The sequence below is a fragment of the Rugamonas rivuli genome, assembly GCF_009380165.1.
GTDB classification, from domain to species: Bacteria; Pseudomonadota; Gammaproteobacteria; order Burkholderiales; family Burkholderiaceae_D; genus Rugamonas; species Rugamonas rivuli.
This window is the reverse complement of sequence record NZ_WHUF01000008.1, coordinates 257,854-275,649: the sequence shown is the minus strand read 5'-3', so window position 1 is coordinate 275,649 and position 17,796 is coordinate 257,854. Positions and strand designations below refer to the sequence as shown.

The 17,796-nt window shown below is 64.5% G+C and carries 17 protein-coding genes; 12 read left to right on the top strand and 5 right to left on the bottom strand.

All coding sequences use genetic code 11. The features are described 5' to 3' along the window. Positions 1-12: 12 nt before the first annotated feature. Positions 13-1,122 carry a recombinase RecA gene (recA, locus tag GEV01_RS26635; RefSeq protein ID WP_008452540.1) on the bottom strand — a complete coding sequence of 370 codons (1,110 nt, stop codon included), beginning with the start codon at positions 1,120-1,122 and terminating at the stop codon, positions 13-15. A 173-nt stretch (positions 1,123-1,295) separates the two neighbouring features. Here recA and GEV01_RS26630 point away from each other — a divergent pair, with 173 nt between their 5' ends. From GEV01_RS26630 to GEV01_RS26600, 7 genes are all read left to right on the top strand, one after another. Continuing rightward, the gene (locus GEV01_RS26630) at positions 1,296-1,976 is read left to right on the top strand and encodes a response regulator (RefSeq protein ID WP_008452542.1); all 681 of its coding nucleotides are present in this window, start codon (positions 1,296-1,298) and stop codon (positions 1,974-1,976) included. Further along, on the top strand, positions 1,973-3,502 hold the full coding sequence (locus tag GEV01_RS26625) for a sensor histidine kinase (RefSeq protein ID WP_328595630.1): 1,530 nt from the start codon (positions 1,973-1,975) through the stop codon (positions 3,500-3,502). The genes GEV01_RS26630 and GEV01_RS26625 overlap by 4 nt, the downstream gene beginning before the upstream one ends. Beyond that, a complete protein-coding gene (locus GEV01_RS26620; RefSeq protein WP_152808779.1) occupies positions 3,495-3,767 on the top strand; it encodes a DUF4212 domain-containing protein in 273 nt (90 codons plus the stop codon). The genes GEV01_RS26625 and GEV01_RS26620 overlap by 8 nt, the downstream gene beginning before the upstream one ends. Beyond that, entirely contained in the window at positions 3,764-5,818 is a 2,055-nt protein-coding gene (locus GEV01_RS26615) for a sodium:solute symporter family protein (protein ID WP_152808777.1), read from the top strand. Before GEV01_RS26620 ends, GEV01_RS26615 begins: the two co-directional genes overlap by 4 nt. A gap of 72 nt (positions 5,819-5,890) precedes the next feature. Continuing rightward, entirely contained in the window at positions 5,891-7,900 is a 2,010-nt protein-coding gene (locus GEV01_RS26610; protein WP_152808775.1) for an alpha/beta hydrolase family protein, read from the top strand. Positions 7,901-7,957: 57 nt separating this feature from the next. Then, positions 7,958-9,172 carry a 6-phosphofructokinase gene (locus GEV01_RS26605; RefSeq protein WP_152808773.1) on the top strand — a complete coding sequence of 405 codons (1,215 nt, stop codon included), beginning with the start codon at positions 7,958-7,960 and terminating at the stop codon, positions 9,170-9,172. Positions 9,173-9,359: 187 nt separating this feature from the next. After that, complete coding sequence (locus GEV01_RS26600) at positions 9,360-9,872, top strand: DUF7716 domain-containing protein (RefSeq protein WP_152808771.1); 513 nt, start codon at positions 9,360-9,362, stop codon at positions 9,870-9,872. Positions 9,873-10,016: 144 nt separating this feature from the next. Here GEV01_RS26600 and hepT read toward each other — a convergent pair whose 3' ends face one another. The 4 genes from hepT to purM all read right to left on the bottom strand — a co-directional run bounded on the left by hepT (position 10,017) and on the right by purM (position 13,180). Then, positions 10,017-10,430 carry a type VII toxin-antitoxin system HepT family RNase toxin gene (hepT, locus tag GEV01_RS26595; RefSeq protein WP_152808769.1) on the bottom strand — a complete coding sequence of 138 codons (414 nt, stop codon included), beginning with the start codon at positions 10,428-10,430 and terminating at the stop codon, positions 10,017-10,019. After that, the gene (gene mntA / locus GEV01_RS26590; protein WP_152808767.1) at positions 10,420-10,827 is read right to left on the bottom strand and encodes a type VII toxin-antitoxin system MntA family adenylyltransferase antitoxin; all 408 of its coding nucleotides are present in this window, start codon (positions 10,825-10,827) and stop codon (positions 10,420-10,422) included. Before mntA ends, hepT begins: the two co-directional genes overlap by 11 nt. 37 nt (positions 10,828-10,864) lie before the next feature. Next, entirely contained in the window at positions 10,865-12,064 is a 1,200-nt protein-coding gene (locus GEV01_RS26585; RefSeq protein ID WP_152808765.1) for an alkaline phosphatase family protein, read from the bottom strand. 72 nt (positions 12,065-12,136) lie between these two features. Further along, a complete protein-coding gene (purM, locus tag GEV01_RS26580) occupies positions 12,137-13,180 on the bottom strand; it encodes a phosphoribosylformylglycinamidine cyclo-ligase (protein WP_008452567.1) in 1,044 nt (347 codons plus the stop codon). A gap of 161 nt (positions 13,181-13,341) precedes the next feature. On the opposite strand from purM, the gene GEV01_RS26575 reads away from it, so the two are divergent. Genes GEV01_RS26575 through folK form a run of 5 tightly spaced genes read left to right on the top strand, consistent with a single transcriptional unit; the run spans position 13,342 to position 17,765 of the window. Further along, positions 13,342-14,430 (top strand): AI-2E family transporter, encoded by a 1,089-nt coding sequence (locus GEV01_RS26575; RefSeq protein ID WP_152808763.1) that lies wholly within the window; start codon positions 13,342-13,344, stop codon positions 14,428-14,430. Positions 14,431-14,478: 48 nt separating this feature from the next. Next, on the top strand, positions 14,479-15,165 hold the full coding sequence (gene hda, locus GEV01_RS26570; protein ID WP_152808761.1) for a DnaA regulatory inactivator Hda: 687 nt from the start codon (positions 14,479-14,481) through the stop codon (positions 15,163-15,165). Between the two features lie 10 nt (positions 15,166-15,175). Then, positions 15,176-15,847, top strand: coding sequence for a histidinol-phosphatase (locus GEV01_RS26565; RefSeq protein WP_070270993.1), 672 nt, complete (start codon positions 15,176-15,178; stop codon positions 15,845-15,847). After that, complete coding sequence (gene pcnB / locus GEV01_RS26560; protein WP_152808759.1) at positions 15,840-17,231, top strand: polynucleotide adenylyltransferase PcnB; 1,392 nt, start codon at positions 15,840-15,842, stop codon at positions 17,229-17,231. Before GEV01_RS26565 ends, pcnB begins: the two co-directional genes overlap by 8 nt. An 18-nt stretch (positions 17,232-17,249) precedes the next feature. Then, positions 17,250-17,765: a 2-amino-4-hydroxy-6-hydroxymethyldihydropteridine diphosphokinase gene (folK, locus tag GEV01_RS26555; RefSeq protein ID WP_152808757.1), complete on the top strand. Its 516-nt coding sequence runs from the start codon at positions 17,250-17,252 to the stop codon at positions 17,763-17,765. The last annotated feature ends 31 nt before the right edge of the window (positions 17,766-17,796 follow it).

Here is a 17,796-nt window from a genome sequence, read left to right as displayed (position 1 = left end):
CGGACGCGCTGATTACGCGGCGTCGGCCTTGTCGCCCTTGTCCGCCTTGTCGACGGATTTCAGCTTGACGACGGTGTCGCCCTTGTCGGCGGCCAGCGGTGGCAGTGCGCGCACGCCCAGCGATTCGCGGACCTTGTTTTCGATTTCCCATGCCAGCTCAGGACGCTCTTGCAGGAAGATACGGGCGTTGTCCTTGCCCTGGCCGACGCGCTCGCCGTTGTAGCTGTACCAGGAACCGGACTTCTCGACAATCTTCGCTTCCACGCCCAGGTCCAGGATCTCGCCTTCGCGCGAGGTGCCGGCGCCGTACAGGATGTCGAAGTGCGCTTCCTTGAACGGCGGCGCGATCTTGTTCTTGACGACCTTGACCTTGGTTTCGTTACCGATCACCTCGTCGCCCGATTTGATCGAGCCGGTGCGGCGGATGTCCAGGCGAACGGAGGCGTAGAACTTCAGCGCGTTACCGCCGGTGGTGGTTTCCGGGCTGCCGAACATGACGCCGATCTTCATACGGATCTGGTTGATGAAAATGACCAGGGTGTTGGTGCGGTTGATCGAACCGGTCAGCTTGCGCAGCGCCTGGGACATCAGACGGGCTTGCAGGCCCGGCAGCGAATCGCCCATGTCGCCTTCGATCTCGGCGCGTGGGGTCAGCGCGGCGACGGAGTCGACCACGACCATGTCCACCGAACCGGAGCGCACCAGCGCGTCGCAGATTTCCAGGGCCTGTTCGCCGGTGTCCGGCTGCGAGATCAGCAGTTCGTGCAGGTTGACGCCCAGTTTCTGTGCGTAGCCGACGTCCAGCGCGTGTTCGGCGTCGATAAAGGCGCAGGTGCCGCCCAGTTTTTGCATTTCCGCGATGGTTTGCAGGGTCAGCGTGGTTTTACCCGACGATTCCGGACCGTAGATTTCCACCACGCGGCCGCGCGGCAGGCCGCCGACGCCCAGGGCGATATCCAGACCCAGCGAACCGGTCGACACGACCTGTACGTCCTCGATCGGCGTGTTGGCGTCCATGCGCATTACGGAGCCTTTGCCGAATTGCTTTTCAATCTGTGCCAGCGCGGCAGCCAGCGCCTTAGCCTTTTCAGATGCAGGTACAACAGCTTTTTTATCGTCCATAATGTTCTTTCAACCAGTAGGTGGGTGCAAATTCGTCGGTACAGGCAGCACTGTATAAAAAAACAGTGCTTAATGCAAGCACGATTTTTAAACAATTTTTGAGACAGCACAAAAACTCGCCACCTTGAGGGAAATGAAACACAATACAAGCTTCTGCAGCCGGAGTGTCTTACATGCGTATTTTACTTGCCGAGGATGACAGCGTACTGGCCGACGGCCTGACCCGCTCGCTGCGCCAGTCCGGTTATGCCATCGATTGCGTCAGCAACGGCCAGGAAGCCGATACCGCCCTCTCGACCCAGGAATTCGACCTGCTGATCCTCGACCTGGGCCTGCCCAAGCTGTCCGGCCTGGAAGTGCTGCGCCGGCTGCGCGCCCGCGCCTCGCTGCTGCCGGTGCTGATACTGACGGCGGCCGATTCGATCGAGCAGCGCGTCAACGGCCTCGACCTGGGCGCCGACGATTACATGGCCAAACCCTTCGCGCTGTCCGAACTGGAAGCCCGGGTGCGGGCGCTGACCCGGCGCGGCGCCGGCGGCGGCGCCACCGTGGTCAAGCACGGCCCGCTCAGCTACGACCAGGTCGGCCGCAGCGCCTACATCAACGAGCAGATGCTGGACCTGTCGGCGCGCGAGCTGGGCTTGCTGGAAATCCTGCTGGCCCGCACCGGCCGCCTGGTGTCCAAGGAGCAGCTGGTCGACCACCTGTGCGAATGGGGCGAGGAAGTGAGCAACAACGCGATCGAAGTCTATGTGCACCGGCTGCGCAAGAAGATCGAGGTCGGCGGCATCCGCATCGCCACCGTGCGCGGACTGGGCTACTGCCTGGAGAAATACTCGGACGCCGCCAAGTGATACCGCCGGCCGCACCGCAACCGCCGTCAGAACTGGAGCTGGACTACCAGCCGCCCGCGGCCGAGGCCGACGACGATATCCAGCACTCGCTGTTCGGCGAGATCCTCGACTGGATGCTGGCACCGCTGCTGTTGCTGTGGCCGATGAGCATCGCCATCACCTACCTGGTCGCCAAGTCCATCGCCAACCAGCCCTTCGACCACGCGCTGGAAGACAGCGTCACCGTGCTGGCGCAGCAGGTGCACGCGGTGGACGGCAAGGTCATCAAGGGCCTGTCCGGCCCGGCCCGCGACATCCTGCGCGCCGATGATGTCGACAGCGTCTACTTCCAGATCCAGGGTCCGCGCGGCGAACATGTGGACGGCGACCGCGACCTGCCGCCGCCGGTCATCGACGAGGACGACAAGCCGCGCGCCAGCGTGCGCTTCCGCAACGACACCATGCACGGCACGCCGGTGCGCGTGGCCTACGCCTACGTGCGGCTGGAGCGCGCCGGCGGCGACGAGCCGCAGCTGGCGCTGGTGCAGGTGGCCGAGACGCTGGAAAAGCGCGGCCAGCTGGCCAACGCCATCATCAAGGGCGTGATCCTGCCGCAGTTCATCATCCTGCCCATCGTGCTGGCCCTGGTGTGGTTTGCGCTGGCGCGCGGCCTGTCGCCGCTGGCGCAATTGCAGGAACGGATACGTGCGCGCAGCTCGGACGACCTGAGCCCGATCGCCTCCAACCAGGTGCCTGAGGAAATCTCGCCGCTGGTCAATTCGCTCAACGACATGCTGGCGCGGCTGTCCTTGTCGATCGAGATGCAGAAGCGCTTCATCGCCGACGCCGCGCACCAGATGCGCACGCCGCTGGCGGGCATGCGCATGCAGTCCGAACTGGCGCTGCGCCAGACCGACAGCGGCGAAATCCACCGCTCGCTGGAGCAGTTGGCCAAGAGTTCGGAGGCAGCCACGCGCCTGGTCAATCAACTGCTGGCCCTGGCCCGCGCCGAGAACCAGCCGCAGGCCGGCACCGCCATGCTGCCGCTGGAACTGTCGGAGCTGGCGCGCAGCGCAGTGCAGGACTGGGTGCCGGCCTCGTTCGCCCAGCGCATCGACCTCGGCTACGAAGCGCCGGCCGCGCCGGTGCAGATCGTCGGCAATCCGACCATGTTGCGCGAGCTGCTGTCCAACCTGATCGACAATGCGCTGCGCTACACGCCGGCCGGCGGCAGCGTCACCGTGCGGGTGCGCGCCGGTGACGAGCACAGCCTGCTGGAAGTCGAGGACACCGGGCCGGGCATCGCGCCGGCCGAGCGCACGCGGGTGTTCGAACGCTTCTACCGCATCCTCGGCAACAGCGCCGAGGGCAGCGGCCTGGGCCTTGCCATCGTGCGCGAGATCGCCCAGCAACACGGCGCCGAAGTCGACATCTACAACAACCCGCGCGCGCAGCTGGCCAAGCTGCCGGGCGCGCTGTTCCGGCTCAGCTTCCCGCTGCCGCCGCAAGCACCGGAAGAAGAAAGCGAAGCGCCCTACTATGGCTAACCCTCCGCTCACCCGCGCCCGGCACTGGCAAAAGACGCGCCGCCTGACCGCCATCCTGCTGCTGCTCTGGCTGGCCACCGGCTTTTGCGCCGCCTTCTTCGCGCGCGAGCTGACCGGGCTGAGCGTGTTCGGCTGGCCGCTGTCGTTCTACCTGGCGGCGCAGGGCGCGTCGCTGGTCTACCTCGCCATCCTGGCCATCTACGCGTGGCGCATGCGGCGGCTCGACCGCGCCGCCGCGCCGGATTTACCGGAGCGGCGCGCATGAGCACCCAGCGCAGCTTCTTCCGCCGCCTGAGCAGCTACTACCTGCTGTTCACGGCCGGCTTCGCCTGCTTCCTGGTCGCGCTCGCCGTGCTGGAGCAGGAAGGCATGTCGCGCGTCTGGATCGGCTACCTGTTCATGTTCGCCACCATCGTGCTGTACGCGTCGATCGGCGTGCTGGGCCGCACCTCCAATGTGCTCGAATACTATGTCGCCGGCCGCCGGGTGCCGGCCATGTTCAACGGCATGGCCACCGCCGCCGACTGGATTTCCGCCGCCAGCTTCATCAGCCTGGCCGGCGGCCTGTATCTGCACGGCTTCGACGGCCTGGCCTACATCATGGGCTGGACCGGCGGCTACTGCCTGGTGGCGCTGCTGATCGCGCCGTATCTGCGCAAGTTCAGCCAGTACACCATCCCCGACTTCCTGGCCGCCCGCTACGGCGGCGGCCACGGCGACAACCGCGGCGGCCGCGCCGTACGCATCCTGGCGGTGGCCGCCACCATCATCGTCTCCTTCACCTACGTGGTGGCGCAGATCTACGCGGTCGGGCTGATCGCTTCGCGCTTCACCGGCGTCGATTTCTCGGTCGGCATCTTCCTCGGCCTGGCCAGTATTCTGGTGTGCTCCTTCCTCGGCGGCATGCGCGCCATCACCTGGACCCAGGTGGCGCAATACATCATCATCCTGGTGGCCTTCCTGATGCCGGCGGTCTGGCTGTCCGGCAAGCACAGCGACAACCCCATTCCGCAAGTCGCCTACGGCAAGCTGCTGCCCAAGCTCAGCGCGCGCGAGCAGGTGCTGCAAAACGATCCGCGTGAAGCCGAGGTGCGCGCCATCTTCCGCCAGCGCGCCGACGACTACGAAGCCCGCATCCGCAAGCTGCCGGCCTCGTGGGAAGCGGGCCGCATCGAAGTGCAGCGCAAGCTCGACAGCGTCAAGCTGCGCAACGCTTCGCTGCTCGACATCCGCAACGCCGAGCGGGCGCTGATCGCCTATCCGAAAAACGCCGACGAGGCGGCGCGCAGCTGGGCCGAGGCGCGCACGCAAAACCTGGCACGCGCCGAACCGATCACGCCGCACGCCACGCCCTATCCCGGCGACAAGGAAACTTCGGACATCAAGCGCAACAACTTCCTGGCGCTGGTGTTCTGCCTGATGATGGGCACGGCCGCGCTGCCGCACATCCTGATGCGCTCCTACACCACGCCGTCGGTGCACGAGACCCGCGTGTCGGTGTTCTGGACGCTGTTCTTCATCCTGCTGATCTACCTGACCATCCCGGCGCTGGCGGTGCTGGTCAAGTACGACATCTACAGCGCGCTGGTCGGCAGCGACTATGCCCACCTGCCCAACTGGGTGTCGTACTGGGCCAATGTGGACAAGCTCAATCCGCTGTTCAGCATCAGCGACATCAACCACGACGGCGTGGTGCAGCTGGCCGAGATCACCATCGACGCCGACGTGCTGGTGCTGGCCACGCCGGAGATCGCCGGCCTGCCCTACGTGGTGTCCGGCCTGGTGGCGGCGGGCGGCCTGGCCGCCGCGCTGTCGACCGCCGACGGCTTGCTGCTGGCGATCTCCAACGCGCTGTCGCACGACGTCTACTACAAGATCGTCGACCGCGCCGCCTCGACCCAGAAGCGGGTGACGATCTCCAAGCTGCTGCTGCTGGGCGTGGCCTTCATCGCCGCCTATGCGGCCTCGCAAAAGCCGGGCGACATCCTGTCGCTGGTGGGCGCGGCCTTCTCGCTGGCCGCCTCGACGCTGTTCCCGGCGCTGGTGCTGGGCGTATTCTGGAAGCGCGCCAATTACCAGGGCGCGCTGGCCGGCATGACGGCCGGCTTCACCGTCTGCCTGTACTACATGCTGCACACCAATCCCATCCTGGGCGGCAGCGCGGCCGGCCAGTGGCTGCACATCGCGCCCATGTCGGCCGGCATCTTCGGCGTACCGGCCGGGCTGCTGACGATGATCGCGGTCAGCCTGCTCACGCCGGCGCCGGACCAGCAGACCAGCGCGATGGTCGACTACATCCGCGCGCCGGAACTTTAAGATACACGGCGAGTGTGGCGGATTTAACAACTTGATGCTATTGTCCGGTGATACGCCACTCCGAATCCACCTATGACACTCCGCACCATCCTGCTACTGGCCTGCGCCCTCGGCCAGGCTTTCTCCACCGCCCAGGCGGCCGACGCGCCGCCGGCCCGGCCGTCGGTCGAAGACTTCTTCAGCAACCCCGAATTCAGCGGGGCATTGCTGTCGCCCAGCGGCAAATACCTGGCCGTGAAAGTCGGCGCCAAGGACAAGCGCGACCGCCTCGCCGTGGTCGAGCTGGGCCCGAACACGGTCAAAGTGGTGGGCAATTTCAGCGATGCCGACATCGGCAGGTTCCAGTGGATCAGCGACCAGCGCCTGGCCTTCACCGCCGCCGACCGCACGCTGGCCCAGGGCGACCAGCGCTACGCGCCCGGCCTGTACGCGATCAACCGCGACGGCACCGGCTTCCGCCAGCTGGCGATGCGCAACGGCACGCCCTTCATCACCAGCGGCTTCAGCGGCATACAGACGCGCGATCTGCTGCCCTGGCACACGTATATGCTGGACCAGGACGGAGCGCAGGATTCCGAATCCATGTATGTGCTCAACAGCAGCATCAGCGGCCCCGGCCAGGTGGACTACATCGACCTGCAGCGCATCAACACCGTGACCGGCCGCGTGGCGACCACCATCGCCCGTCCCGGCGCGAGCATGGGCTGGCTGCTGGATAACAAGGGCGAGCCGCGCCTGACGATGACCTCGAAAGACCGCACCAGCGAAATCTACTACCGCGATCCGGCCAACAATGAATGGCGCCGGCTGACCGCGTTCGACAGCTACACCGGCGGCAAGGGCGCCTTCACGCCGCTGGCGTTCGGGCCGAACGGCACGCTGTACGTCGTCATCAACCGCAAGAGCAACATCGCCTCGGTGCACAGCTACGATTTCGCCACCAACAAGATTTCCGACGATCCGGTGGTGACGCTGGACGGCTACGATTTCGACGGCCACCTGATCATGGACCAGCACAAAATCCTCGGCGTGCGCTACATGACCGACGCCGCCGGCACCGTGTGGTTCGACGCGGCGATGAAGGCGATGCAGGACAAGATAGACGGCATGCTGCCCAACACCATCAACCTGCTGACGCCGCCGACGCGGCCGGAAGCGCCATGGGTGCTGGTCACGTCCTTCAGCGACGTGTGGCCGTCGCGCACCTTCCTGTACAACCGCGACACCATGCAGCTGAGCGCGGTCGGCGCCAGCCACCCGACCATCAACCCGACGCAGATGGCGCACAGGACCATGGTGCGCTACAAGGCGCGCGACGGCCTGGAGATCCCGGCCTGGCTGACCGTACCACAAGGCGGCGGCAAGAACCTGCCGATGGTGGTGCTGGTGCACGGCGGCCCTTACGTCCGCGGCGGCAACCTGGCGTGGGAGCCGGAGGCGCAGTTCCTGGCCTCGCGCGGCTACGCCGTGCTGGAGCCGGAATACCGCGGCAGCAAGGGCTTCGGCGCGCGCCACTACCTGGCCGGCTGGAAGCAATGGGGCTTGAAGATGCAGGACGATATCGCCGACGGCACGCGCTGGGCCATCGAGCAGGGCACGGCCGATCCCAAGCGCATCTGCATCGCCGGCGCCAGCTACGGCGGCTATGCCACGCTGATGGGCCTGATCAACGATCCCGGCCTGTACCAGTGCGGCATCGACTGGCTGGGCGTGACCGACATCAACCTGCTGCACGACGGCCACTGGGCCTATATATCGGACATGTCGGACGGCTGGCGCCAGTACGGCATGGTGGAGATGGTCGGCGATCCGGTCAAGGACGCGGAGCAGCTGAAGGCCACGTCGCCGCTGCTGCAGGCGGCGCGCATCAAGCAGCCGCTGCTGCTGGCCTACGGCGGCGCCGACATGCGCGTGCCGCTGCCGCATGGCACCAAGTTCTACAAGGCCGTCAAGCAGACCAATCCCAACGTCGAATGGATAGAGTATCCGGACGAGGGCCACGGCTGGGCGCTGCCCAAGACCCGCTACGACTTCTGGAACCGGGTCGAGAAATTCCTCGACAAGAATATCGGTGCGCGGTGAAAGTCGCGCTATAGTCTCGTTGCAGCAAGCCGGTTCAAACTACACGGAGGAGCGCGCATGTCGTCGGGAAAAATTCTGGTCGCACAGGGAGGCGGTCCGACCGCCGTCATCAACCAGTCGCTGGCGGGCCTGGTGCTGGAGGCGCGCCGCTTCCGCGACGTCAGCCGCGTCTACGGCGCGCTGCACGGCGTGCGCGGCATCATCAACGAAGACCTGGTCGACCTGACCCGCGAAACCAGCCACAACCTGGAGCTGGTGGCGGCCACGCCGTCGTCGGCGCTGGGCTCCACGCGCGACAAGCCGGACCTGCCGTATTGCGAGGAAATCTTCAAGGTGCTGCGCGCGCATGAGATCGAGCAGTTCTACTACATCGGCGGCAACGATTCATCGGACACGGTGCGCATCGTCAGCGAGCAGGCGCAGCAGGCCGGCTATCCGCTGCGCTGCATCCACATTCCCAAGACCATAGACAACGACCTGGTCGGCAGCGACCACACGCCGGGCTTCCCGTCGGCCGCGCGCTTTGTCGCGCAGGCGTTCGCCGGCGCCAACCTGGACAACGCCTCGTTGCCGGGCGTGTATGTGGGCGTGGTGATGGGCCGCCACGCCGGCTTCCTGACCGCCGCCGCCGCGCTGGGCAAGAAGTTCCCGGACGACGGCCCGCACCTGATCTACCTGCCGGAGCGGGTGTTCTCGCTGGAGCAGTTCCTGGCCGATGTCAAAGCCACCTATGCGCGCTATGGCCGCTGCGTGATCGCCGTGTCCGAAGGCATCCACGATGCGTCGGGCGAGCCGATCGCCAGCCTGCTGGCCAAGGAAGTGGAGCGCGACGCGCACGGCAATGTGCAGCTGTCGGGCACGGGCGCGCTGGCCGATTTGCTGTGCGACGAGATCAAGGCCAAGCTGGGCATCAAGCGCGTGCGCGGCGACACCTTCGGCTATCTGCAACGCTCGTTCATCGGCTGCGTGTCGGACGTGGACCAGCGCGAGGCGCGGGAAGTCGGCGAGAAGGCGGTGCAGTTCGCCATGTGGGGCGGGCGCGACGGCTCGGTGGCGATCAAGCGCACCGGTTTCTACTCGGTCGACTATGAATTGATGGCCTTGTCCGATGTGGCCGGCAAGACGCGCGTGATGGAGGACGAGTTCATCAGCGCCAGCGGCACCGACGTGACCGACGCCTTCCGCCTGTACCTGCGGCCGCTGCTGGGCTCCGGCATGCCCGACGCCTTCCGCCTGCGGCCGTCGCCGGTGGAGAAAATTCTCAAAAAATAGGCATCTATGACGAATAGGTCCCACCGCGGCGGGCCGTCGCAAAGCCAGAATCTAAACAAAAAAATAGCCAGGAAATTTTCGTCAACGGACAGATGAAGGAGCCAGGGAAATGATTTGTTGCCCGGCCAGTAGCTTGCTACCTGTCCGTCCTGGCAGTGGCTAAGCCACTTCTGCGAAAGAGATTTTTATGCTGCTACGTCTACGTGATGTTTTCTTCAAGCTTGAAGCTGGTGAGTTGTGCGAAGGCTGGATTTACTTCCGAGAACGGACAAATCCATCTTTAGACACAGAATGTTTTTTAGTCTCGGGGGCCGACCTTGATTCCGACGGCGACATCCCCTCGAAAGCTCGACTGGCTGGCTATCTGGTAGAAGGTCTGGATACGGAAGCCATTAAAGACTGCCTCCTATGCGCCAAGCAACTAGGGCAGAAACAGAATGCCTCTACTGAGCTGGAGTCGTTCATCTACTATTGGCGATTTGACGCCTTTCTTCCCTATTCAGGCGCCCCTGAACCTCCGCCGCCGGAGGTAGCAATACTGAATGCTGAACGCCAATTTTATGAGAGCCTTGGACAAGAAAATCTAGCGAATCCTTGTCGAAATCAAAGCTGCCATCGAGGGGCGATTCAGTACAGCGTCTTTTGCAAAGTTCATCACTTCGAAAACATTCGAAAAAAGACCTGTCCATTTACGGACTAATTCGCTCACTAGCGTCAATGGCAACCCCAAGTAGTCTACCAACTCTTGCTGAGTAATTTTGTAGGGTTCAACATAAGACAGAAAAAGATATTCTCCGGGGGCATAGTCATCATGTTCGACTCCAATCGATGCAAGGCCGTTCGCCTAAACGTCGTGCAGAATAATCTTCCGGCTAAAGTCGAGAAAGTCATCCAGATGCGTCTCAATGATGGCGACCGTGATCGGAAGCTGTAGCGCCTGATAATTGTGCACGGCGATATTGCGAAAGCCGACCATGCGCTTCATGACATCCGCGAGCGCTGAGTCTATCCATGCGGCTTGCGCCAACAAACTAAACACATCCCGAGCGCTTTGTGGAACGCCCAGCCGCTCGCGGCGTATCAGATGCTGGCCCATATCCAGCGCGGCTTCGCACGCTCGCTGAATATTCAAAATCGCGGCGTCCTGCCGCGTATGATCCGCACCGAACGTGGCAGGATTTTTGAGATACTCCTCGCGAGCAAGGGCCACGCAGCGCTCTATCGTGGCCGCCTTGTTAAGGATGACGTCATCGGCCATACACGCGCCCCTCACGTTCAATGTCTTCCAGCAGGCCCGCGCGGGCCGTATCCAGATCCGTCTTCTGGCTCAGGATCGCACATTCGTACAAAGAGGCCTGCACGTCCTTGTTCCACAGACGGGTGCCGGTGGTAATCACCTGGTACTGCAAGACCGTCGATGCGGCACGGAGGTCGATCAAATCGACGTCGCAGCCGACCAACCCGGCCAGCGATTGCGCCAGCTCCCATGTCGCCAACGGCTCCAGCTTGCCCTCAACCAGCACTGCAAGATCAAGGTCGCTGTCACCGCCCGCCTGCCCCGTTGCTCGACTGCCGAACAGGTAGACGGCCAGCAGCCCGGGCAAGCGCAGGCGCAATGCGGACACGATCTCCAGTTCAGAAATATTCGCACCCATTGCCACTCCTGCATTCAGTGTGTGGCTAAAGCTTACACTATGGCGCGAGTGCCGGCAGCAGCGGCGTGATGTTGCCGTCGGATGGCAGCGGCTTTAACTCCAGCAGCCGCATCAGCAACGGGTAGACGTCGACATTGTCGAACACCGGCAGCACCACACCCGGCTTGATGGCAGGGCCGGCGGCGATGAAGATGGCGTTCATCTCCGGCGCGGCGTTGTCGTAGCCGTGCGCACCACCCCTCACCATCGTCTTGTCGTTGAACGCCAGCAGCCAGCCGGTTTCGGCCAGGCAGATGAAAGCCGGCACACGCGCATTGCTACCGTACGCCAGCCGCGCCGGGATCTCGCCCTTGCGCCAGCACTGCATATGCTCGTGCGGCTTGAGCAGCGCGGCCGCCAGCTCATCTTCGTGTCCCGCCACCGGCTCCAGCCCCGCATACGATCCGCTGGCCACCTTGCTGTAGCTGCCCTCCGGCAGCAGCCGGTCCATGCGCACCACGCGATCGGCGCTGGTCGGCGCCATGCCGTGATCGGAAACGATGACGATGTTGGCGTCCAGATGACGCTTGGCCAGTCCGTCCAGCAGGCGGCCTATCGCCTCGTCCACCCGCGCCACCGCCCGCGTGGTCTGGCCGGCATCCGGGCCGAAGGTGTGGCCCGCGTGGTCGACGTCATCCAGGTACAGCGTGGCGAAGCCGAGCGGCTCCCCCTTCGCGCTCCCCAGCCACGACAGCAACCGGTCGACCCGCACCACGGCCGGATGCTTGCCGTCGAACGGCGGCGCCATGGTCGGCCGCACGCCATGGATGGCCGCCTCGGACCCCGGCCAGAATAGCGTGCCGGCGCGGATGCGGTGCAGCTCGGCCGTCACCCATACCGGCTCGGCCTGGTCCCACCAGCGGCGGTCGGTGACGGCGGCCTCGTTGTCCAGGCTGAAGCGCACGCTGGGGATCGTCGCGTCGTCCATATTGTTGCCCACCACGCCGTGATGGTCGGGCCGCAGCCCCGTCACCAGCGTGTAGTGGTTGGGGAAGGTCAGCGACGGAAACGACGGCCGCATCGCCACCGCCCGCGCGCCTTTGGCCGCCAGCCGGTTCAGATTGGGCGTGACGCCGCGCTCCAGGTAATCGGGACGCATGCCGTCGATCGATACCAGGATAGTCAGCGGCGCCGCCGTGGCGCAGCAGCTCGCGGCCAGCAGCAACAGGCCGGCCAGTTTTTTCAGGCTTGATGTCATTGTTCAGGGTCCAGGCATAAAAAAAGCGGACGACGCCGGGGCGTGGTCCGCTTTTTGGAAAGTGCTTATCGTTTAAACGACGATGGTCTGGTGCTCGTCACCCACGCGGGCGCGGATCGCGCCGATGGTGTAGACGGTCTCGCCGGCTGCTTCCAGCTGGGCGATGGCGGCTGCCGCGTTTTCTTTCGATACGATGACGGTCATGCCGATGCCGCAGTTGAACACGCGGTGCATTTCAGCGTCGGCCACGCCGCCGTGCTGTTGCAGCCAGGTGAACAGCGGAGGCATGGTCCACGATTTGCCGTCCAGCTCGGCCACCAGGCCAGGCTGCAGTACGCGCGGAATGTTCTCGACCAGGCCGCCGCCGGTGATGTGCACCATGCCTTTGACTTCCATCGAAGCCATCAGCGCCAGCAATGGCTTGACGTAGATGCGGGTCGGCTGCATCAGCACGTCCGACAGCTTGCGGCCGTGGAAGTCGCCTTCCAGGTCCGGCTTGGCCACTTCGATGATCTTGCGCACCAGCGAGTAACCGTTGGAATGCACGCCCGACGACGCCAGGCCCAGGATCACGTCGCCCGGCACGATCTTGGTGCCGTCGATGATTTTCGATTTTTCCACGGCGCCGACCGCGAAACCGGCCAGGTCGTATTCACCGGCCGGGTACATGGACGGCATTTCCGCCGTTTCGCCGCCGATCAGCGCGCAACCGGCTTGTTCGCAACCCTGGGCGATGCCCTTGATGACGTCGGTCGCGGTGGCCACGTCCAGCTTGCCGCAGGCGAAGTAGTCGAGGAAGAACAGCGGCTCGGCGCCCTGCACCAGGATGTCGTTGACACTCATCGCGACCAGGTCGATGCCGACCGTGTCATGGCGGTTCAGCTCGAATGCCAGTTTCAGCTTGGTACCCACGCCGTCGGTACCGGAGACCAGGACGGGCTCCTTGTACTTCTTGCTGATCTCGAACATGGCGCCGAAACCGCCCAAGCCGCCCATCACGCCTTCGCGCATGGTGCGCTTGGCAAAAGGCTTGATCGCTTCGACTAAAGCGTCACCTGCGTCGATATCGACGCCGGCGTCACGGTAGGACAGGGAAACATTAGAAGTTTGGCTCATGGTGTATTTCGCAGCGGAGGCGGTAAAATAGAAGGCGGAGACCTGTTTCGTAGCAAAAAGCCACGAAAATGCAGAAAAAGCAGCACAACAACCCGGTCAATCCGCTATTTTATCAAAATGCCCCGTCCAACAGCCGTTTTTAACCATCTAAATCACACTCCATGCCATTTCCCCTCTCGGTAGAGCAAAAGCAAACGGCATTTTGGGTAGCGGTTTGGGCAGCATTCTTCCTCTTGTTGGTCACGCTGGGACCGGTGCTGACGCCCTTCCTGGCCGCCGCCATCCTCGCCTACGCGCTGAACCCTGGCGTCGATTTCCTCGACCATCTGCGCGTCGGCCGCCTGAAAGTGCGCGTGCCGCGCCCGCTGGCCGTGCTGGTGGTGGTGGTGCTGTTCTTCGCCGCCATCGCCGCGCTGGTGCTGATCGTGGTGCCGGTGCTGCAAAAAGAGATCCCGATGCTGCAGGCGCAGATCCCCGCCTTCCTGGCCAAGGCCAACGACCTGCTGGGCCCCAAGCTGCAGGAAATGGGCGTCAAGGTGCGCCTCGACAGCGACGGCATCAAGAAGCTGGTGTCGCAGCAGATGGCCACCAGTGGCGATGAAATCTGGAGCGCCGTACTCAATTCCGCGCGCGTCGGCGGCACCGCGGTGCTGGGCTGGATCGCCACGCTGGTGCTGATCCCGGTGGTGCTGTTCTACCTGCTGCTGGACTGGCACCCGATGCTGGCGCGTATCGCCGGCTGCGTGCCGCGCCGCTGGATAGGCGCCACCATGGACATGGCCAACGAGGTCGACACCCTGCTGGCCCAGTACCTGCGCGGCCAGTTGCTGGTGATGTTCGTGCTGGCCGTGTACTACTCGGTGGCGCTGGCCATCGCCGGCTTCGACGTCGCGCTGCCGGTCGGTATCATCACCGGCCTGCTGGTGTTCATCCCCTACCTGGGCTTCGGCCTGGGCCTGGTGCTGGCGCTGATTTCGGCGGTGCTGCAATTCTCCGACTGGAGCGGCGTGGTGGCGGTGGCCGTGATCTACGGCGCCGGCCAGGTGATCGAGGGCTTTTTCCTCACGCCGCGCCTGGTGGGCGAGCGCATCGGCCTCAATCCGCTGGCCGTGATCTTCGCCTTGTTGGCCTTCGGCCAGCTGTTCGGCTTTGTCGGCGTGCTGCTGGCATTGCCCGCTTCGGCCGTGCTGATGGTGGCATTTAAGCATCTGCGCCGCCACTACCTGAGCAGCAGCTTCTATAATGCGTGACGTGGAACAGAAAAACGTTATGCAAAAGATCATAATCAGGCGAACGCCATGAAACAACTGGTGCTCGATTTAGGCGCAGACCAGGCGCACAGCCTCGCATCGTTCGAGGTGGGACAGAATGCCGAAGCGGCAGCGCTGATGGCGCAGTTCGCCGACCGCACGTCGCGCGAGCACTTCGCCTACCTGTGGGGCGCGGGCGGCGTCGGCAAGACCCATCTGCTCAAGGCCCTGGCCAGCGCCGGCAGCGAGGCCGAGCAGCTGCGCGCGCGCTATATCTCGCCGTTTTCCATCGAGTCCGAATTCGTCTACTCGCCGGAGGTGGACCTGTACCTGCTCGACGACTGCGAAAAGCTGTCGCCGCTGGCGCAGATCGACGCCTTCGCGCTGTTCAATGAAATCCGCGCCAACAACGCCTTCATGGTGTGCAGCGGCGCCGTCGCGCCGGCCGTGCTGCCGGTGCGCGAAGACCTGCGCACCCGCATGGGCTGGGGCCTGATCTACCAGATCCACGGCCTGACCGACGACGAAAAGGTGGCCGCGCTGAGCGCCGCCGCCACCGCACGCGGCTTGACGCTGTCGCCCGGCGTGATACCCTACTTGCTGTCCCATTTTCAGCGCGACATGCGGTCGCTGTCGACCATGCTGGACTCGCTGGACCAATATTCCCTCGAAACCCAACGCCCGATCACCTTGCCGCTGCTGCGCGAGTGGTTGCAGGCGGAAGCTAAAGAATGACGAATCCTGCATGAACTTAGCCTTATTTGACCTCGACCACACGCTGCTGCCGATCGACTCCGACTACGAGTGGGGGCAGTTCCTGGTGCGCATCGGCGCCGTGGACGCCGCCGAATTCGCCCGCCGCAACGACGAGTTCTTCGCCCAGTACCAGGCCGGCACGCTGGACCCGGTGGAATACCTGGAGTTCTCGCTCGGCACCCTGGCCTCGTTCCCGCAGGACCGCCTGAAAGCCATGCAGCAGCAGTACATGGCCGAAGTGGTGCAGCCGGCGATCCGCCCGGCCGCCCGCGCGCTGCTGCAAAAGCACATCGACGCCGGCGACCTGGTGGCCATCGTCACCGCCACCAACCACTTCGTCACCGCGCCGATCGCCAAGGCGCTGGGCGTGGAGCACCTGATCGCGGCCATGCCGGAAGTGGACGCCGACGGCAAGCTGACCGGAAAACTGGTCGGCACGCCGACTCAGGGCGCGGGCAAGATCACCCACACCAAGGCCTGGCTGGCGAAGATGGACAAGACGCTGGAAGACTTCGACACCGTCCACTTCTACAGCGACTCGCACAACGACCTGCCGCTGATGTCCATCGTCAGCCATCCGGTGGCGACCAACCCCAACGCCGCACTGAAAACGCACGCCACAGCCCAAGGCTGGCCATTAATTGACCTATTCAATGATTAAGAAACTGATCCGCAAAATCCTCGGCACCAAAAGCAAGGCGCGCGACACCAGCACGCCGGTGGTACTCGGCCCCGACGCCCACGGCATCGACCCGCGCCTGCTGTCGTCGAACGCGGTGCGCGTCACCAGCACCCTGCAGGAAGCCGGCTACGAAGCCTTTGTCGTCGGCGGCGCCGTGCGCGACCTGCTGCTGGGCGTGAAGCCGAAAGACTTCGACATCGCCACCAACGCCACGCCGGAGCAGGTCAAGCGCCTGTTCCGCCGCGCCTTCATCATCGGCAAACGATTCCAGATCGTGCACGTGATGTTCGGCCAGGATCTGCTGGAAGTGACCACCTTCCGTGGCACCACGCTGGACAACGCGCCGAAGGATGAACATGGCCGCGTCCTGCGCGACAACACCTTCGGCTCGCAGGCGGAGGACGCGGTGCGCCGCGACTTCACCATCAACGCCATGTACTACAACCCGGCCAACCAGCAGGTGCTGGACTACCACGGCGGCATCGAAGACATCCGCGCCAAGACGCTGCGCATCATCGGCCAGCCGGAAGCGCGCTACCGCGAAGACCCGGTGCGCATGCTGCGCGTGGTGCGGTTCGCCGCCAAGCTCAAATTCACCATCGAACCGAACACCGGCGCGCCGATCGCCGTGATGGCGTCATTGATCGACAACGTGCCCGCCGCACGCGTGTTCGACGAAATGCTCAAGCTTCTGATGAGCGGCCAGGCGCTGGCCTGCCTGCAGCAGCTGCGCAAGGAAGGCCTGCATCACGGCCTGCTGCCGCTGCTGGACGTGGTGCTGGAACAGCCGCTGGGCGCCAAGTTCGTGACGCTGGCGCTGGACTCGACCGACGCCCGCATCCACGCCGGCAAGACGGTTTCGCCGGGCTTCCTGTTTGCGTCGCTGCTGTGGCACCAGGTGCTGGAAAAGTGGACCGCCTACCGCGCCTCGGGCGAGCAGACCATCCCCGCGCTGCACCTGGCGGCCGACGACGTGCTCGATTCGCAGACCGAGAAGCTAGCCTTGCAGCGCAAGATCGGCTCCGACATGCGCGACATCTGGTCGATGCAGCCGCGCTTCGAGCGCCGCACCGGCAAGTCGCCGCACAAGCTGCTGGAGCACCTGCGCTTCCGCGCCGGCTACGACTTCCTGCTGCTGCGCTGCGCCTCGGGCGAGATCGACGCCGAGTTGGGCGAATGGTGGACCGCATTCTATGAAGGCGACGAAGCCACCCGCGAAGACCTGATCGCATCGGCCAATCAGCCGGCCGGTTCCGGCGGCGCCAAGCGCAAACGCGCACCGCGTCGCGGTGGCCGCAGCAAGGGCGGTGCTGAAGGCGGCAACGCTGGTGGCAATTCCGGCGGCGACGGCGGCGCGGAATAAGCTGCGCCCTGACGCATCATGAGCATCATCGGCACACCAGGTGAAGACGGCTTCGCCTTCACCATCGCCTACATCGGCATCGGCGCCAACCTGGGCGACGCGCGCGGCAACGTGGCCGACGCGCTGGAGCGCCTGCAACGCCTGCCCGGCTGCACGCTGATGGCGGCGTCGGGCCTGTACCGCACCGCGCCCATCGATTCGAGCGGCGACGACTACATCAACGCCGTGGCCCGCATCGCCACCACGCTGGACGCCGAAGCGCTGCTGCAAGCGCTGCACGGCATCGAACAGGCGCACGGCCGTGAACGGCCCTACCGCAACGCCCCGCGCACGCTGGACCTGGACCTGCTGCTGTACGGCGACCGGCAGATCGCCAGCGCCACGCTGACGGTGCCGCATCCGCGCATGACCGAGCGCGCCTTCGTGCTGGTGCCGCTGCTGGAACTGGCGCCGGCCATCCACATTCCCGGTCGCGGCGCAGCGCAGGACTATGCCGCCTCGGTAGCCGATCAAGGCATCAGCCCCATTATTTGACTCCCCTGCACGCGATAGCATTCAGGACTAC

Bases quoted from the DNA above. Each gene is read 5' to 3' on its own strand.
- recA (WP_008452540.1), bottom strand. From the start codon at position 1,122: ATGGACGATAAAAAAGCTGTTGTACCTGCATCTGAAAAGGCTAAGGCG.
- GEV01_RS26630 (WP_008452542.1), top strand. From the start codon at position 1,296: ATGCGTATTTTACTTGCCGAGGATGACAGCGTACTGGCCGACGGCCTG.
- GEV01_RS26620 (WP_152808779.1), top strand. From the start codon at position 3,495: ATGGCTAACCCTCCGCTCACCCGCGCCCGGCACTGGCAAAAGACGCGC.
- GEV01_RS26615 (WP_152808777.1), top strand. From the start codon at position 3,764: ATGAGCACCCAGCGCAGCTTCTTCCGCCGCCTGAGCAGCTACTACCTG.
- GEV01_RS26610 (WP_152808775.1), top strand. From the start codon at position 5,891: ATGACACTCCGCACCATCCTGCTACTGGCCTGCGCCCTCGGCCAGGCT.
- GEV01_RS26605 (WP_152808773.1), top strand. From the start codon at position 7,958: ATGTCGTCGGGAAAAATTCTGGTCGCACAGGGAGGCGGTCCGACCGCC.
- GEV01_RS26600 (WP_152808771.1), top strand. From the start codon at position 9,360: ATGCTGCTACGTCTACGTGATGTTTTCTTCAAGCTTGAAGCTGGTGAG.
- hepT (WP_152808769.1), bottom strand. From the start codon at position 10,430: ATGGCCGATGACGTCATCCTTAACAAGGCGGCCACGATAGAGCGCTGC.
- mntA (WP_152808767.1), bottom strand. From the start codon at position 10,827: ATGGGTGCGAATATTTCTGAACTGGAGATCGTGTCCGCATTGCGCCTG.
- GEV01_RS26585 (WP_152808765.1), bottom strand. From the start codon at position 12,064: ATGACATCAAGCCTGAAAAAACTGGCCGGCCTGTTGCTGCTGGCCGCG.
- purM (WP_008452567.1), bottom strand. From the start codon at position 13,180: ATGAGCCAAACTTCTAATGTTTCCCTGTCCTACCGTGACGCCGGCGTC.
- GEV01_RS26575 (WP_152808763.1), top strand. From the start codon at position 13,342: ATGCCATTTCCCCTCTCGGTAGAGCAAAAGCAAACGGCATTTTGGGTA.
- hda (WP_152808761.1), top strand. From the start codon at position 14,479: ATGAAACAACTGGTGCTCGATTTAGGCGCAGACCAGGCGCACAGCCTC.
- GEV01_RS26565 (WP_070270993.1), top strand. From the start codon at position 15,176: ATGAACTTAGCCTTATTTGACCTCGACCACACGCTGCTGCCGATCGAC.
- pcnB (WP_152808759.1), top strand. From the start codon at position 15,840: ATGATTAAGAAACTGATCCGCAAAATCCTCGGCACCAAAAGCAAGGCG.
- folK (WP_152808757.1), top strand. From the start codon at position 17,250: ATGAGCATCATCGGCACACCAGGTGAAGACGGCTTCGCCTTCACCATC.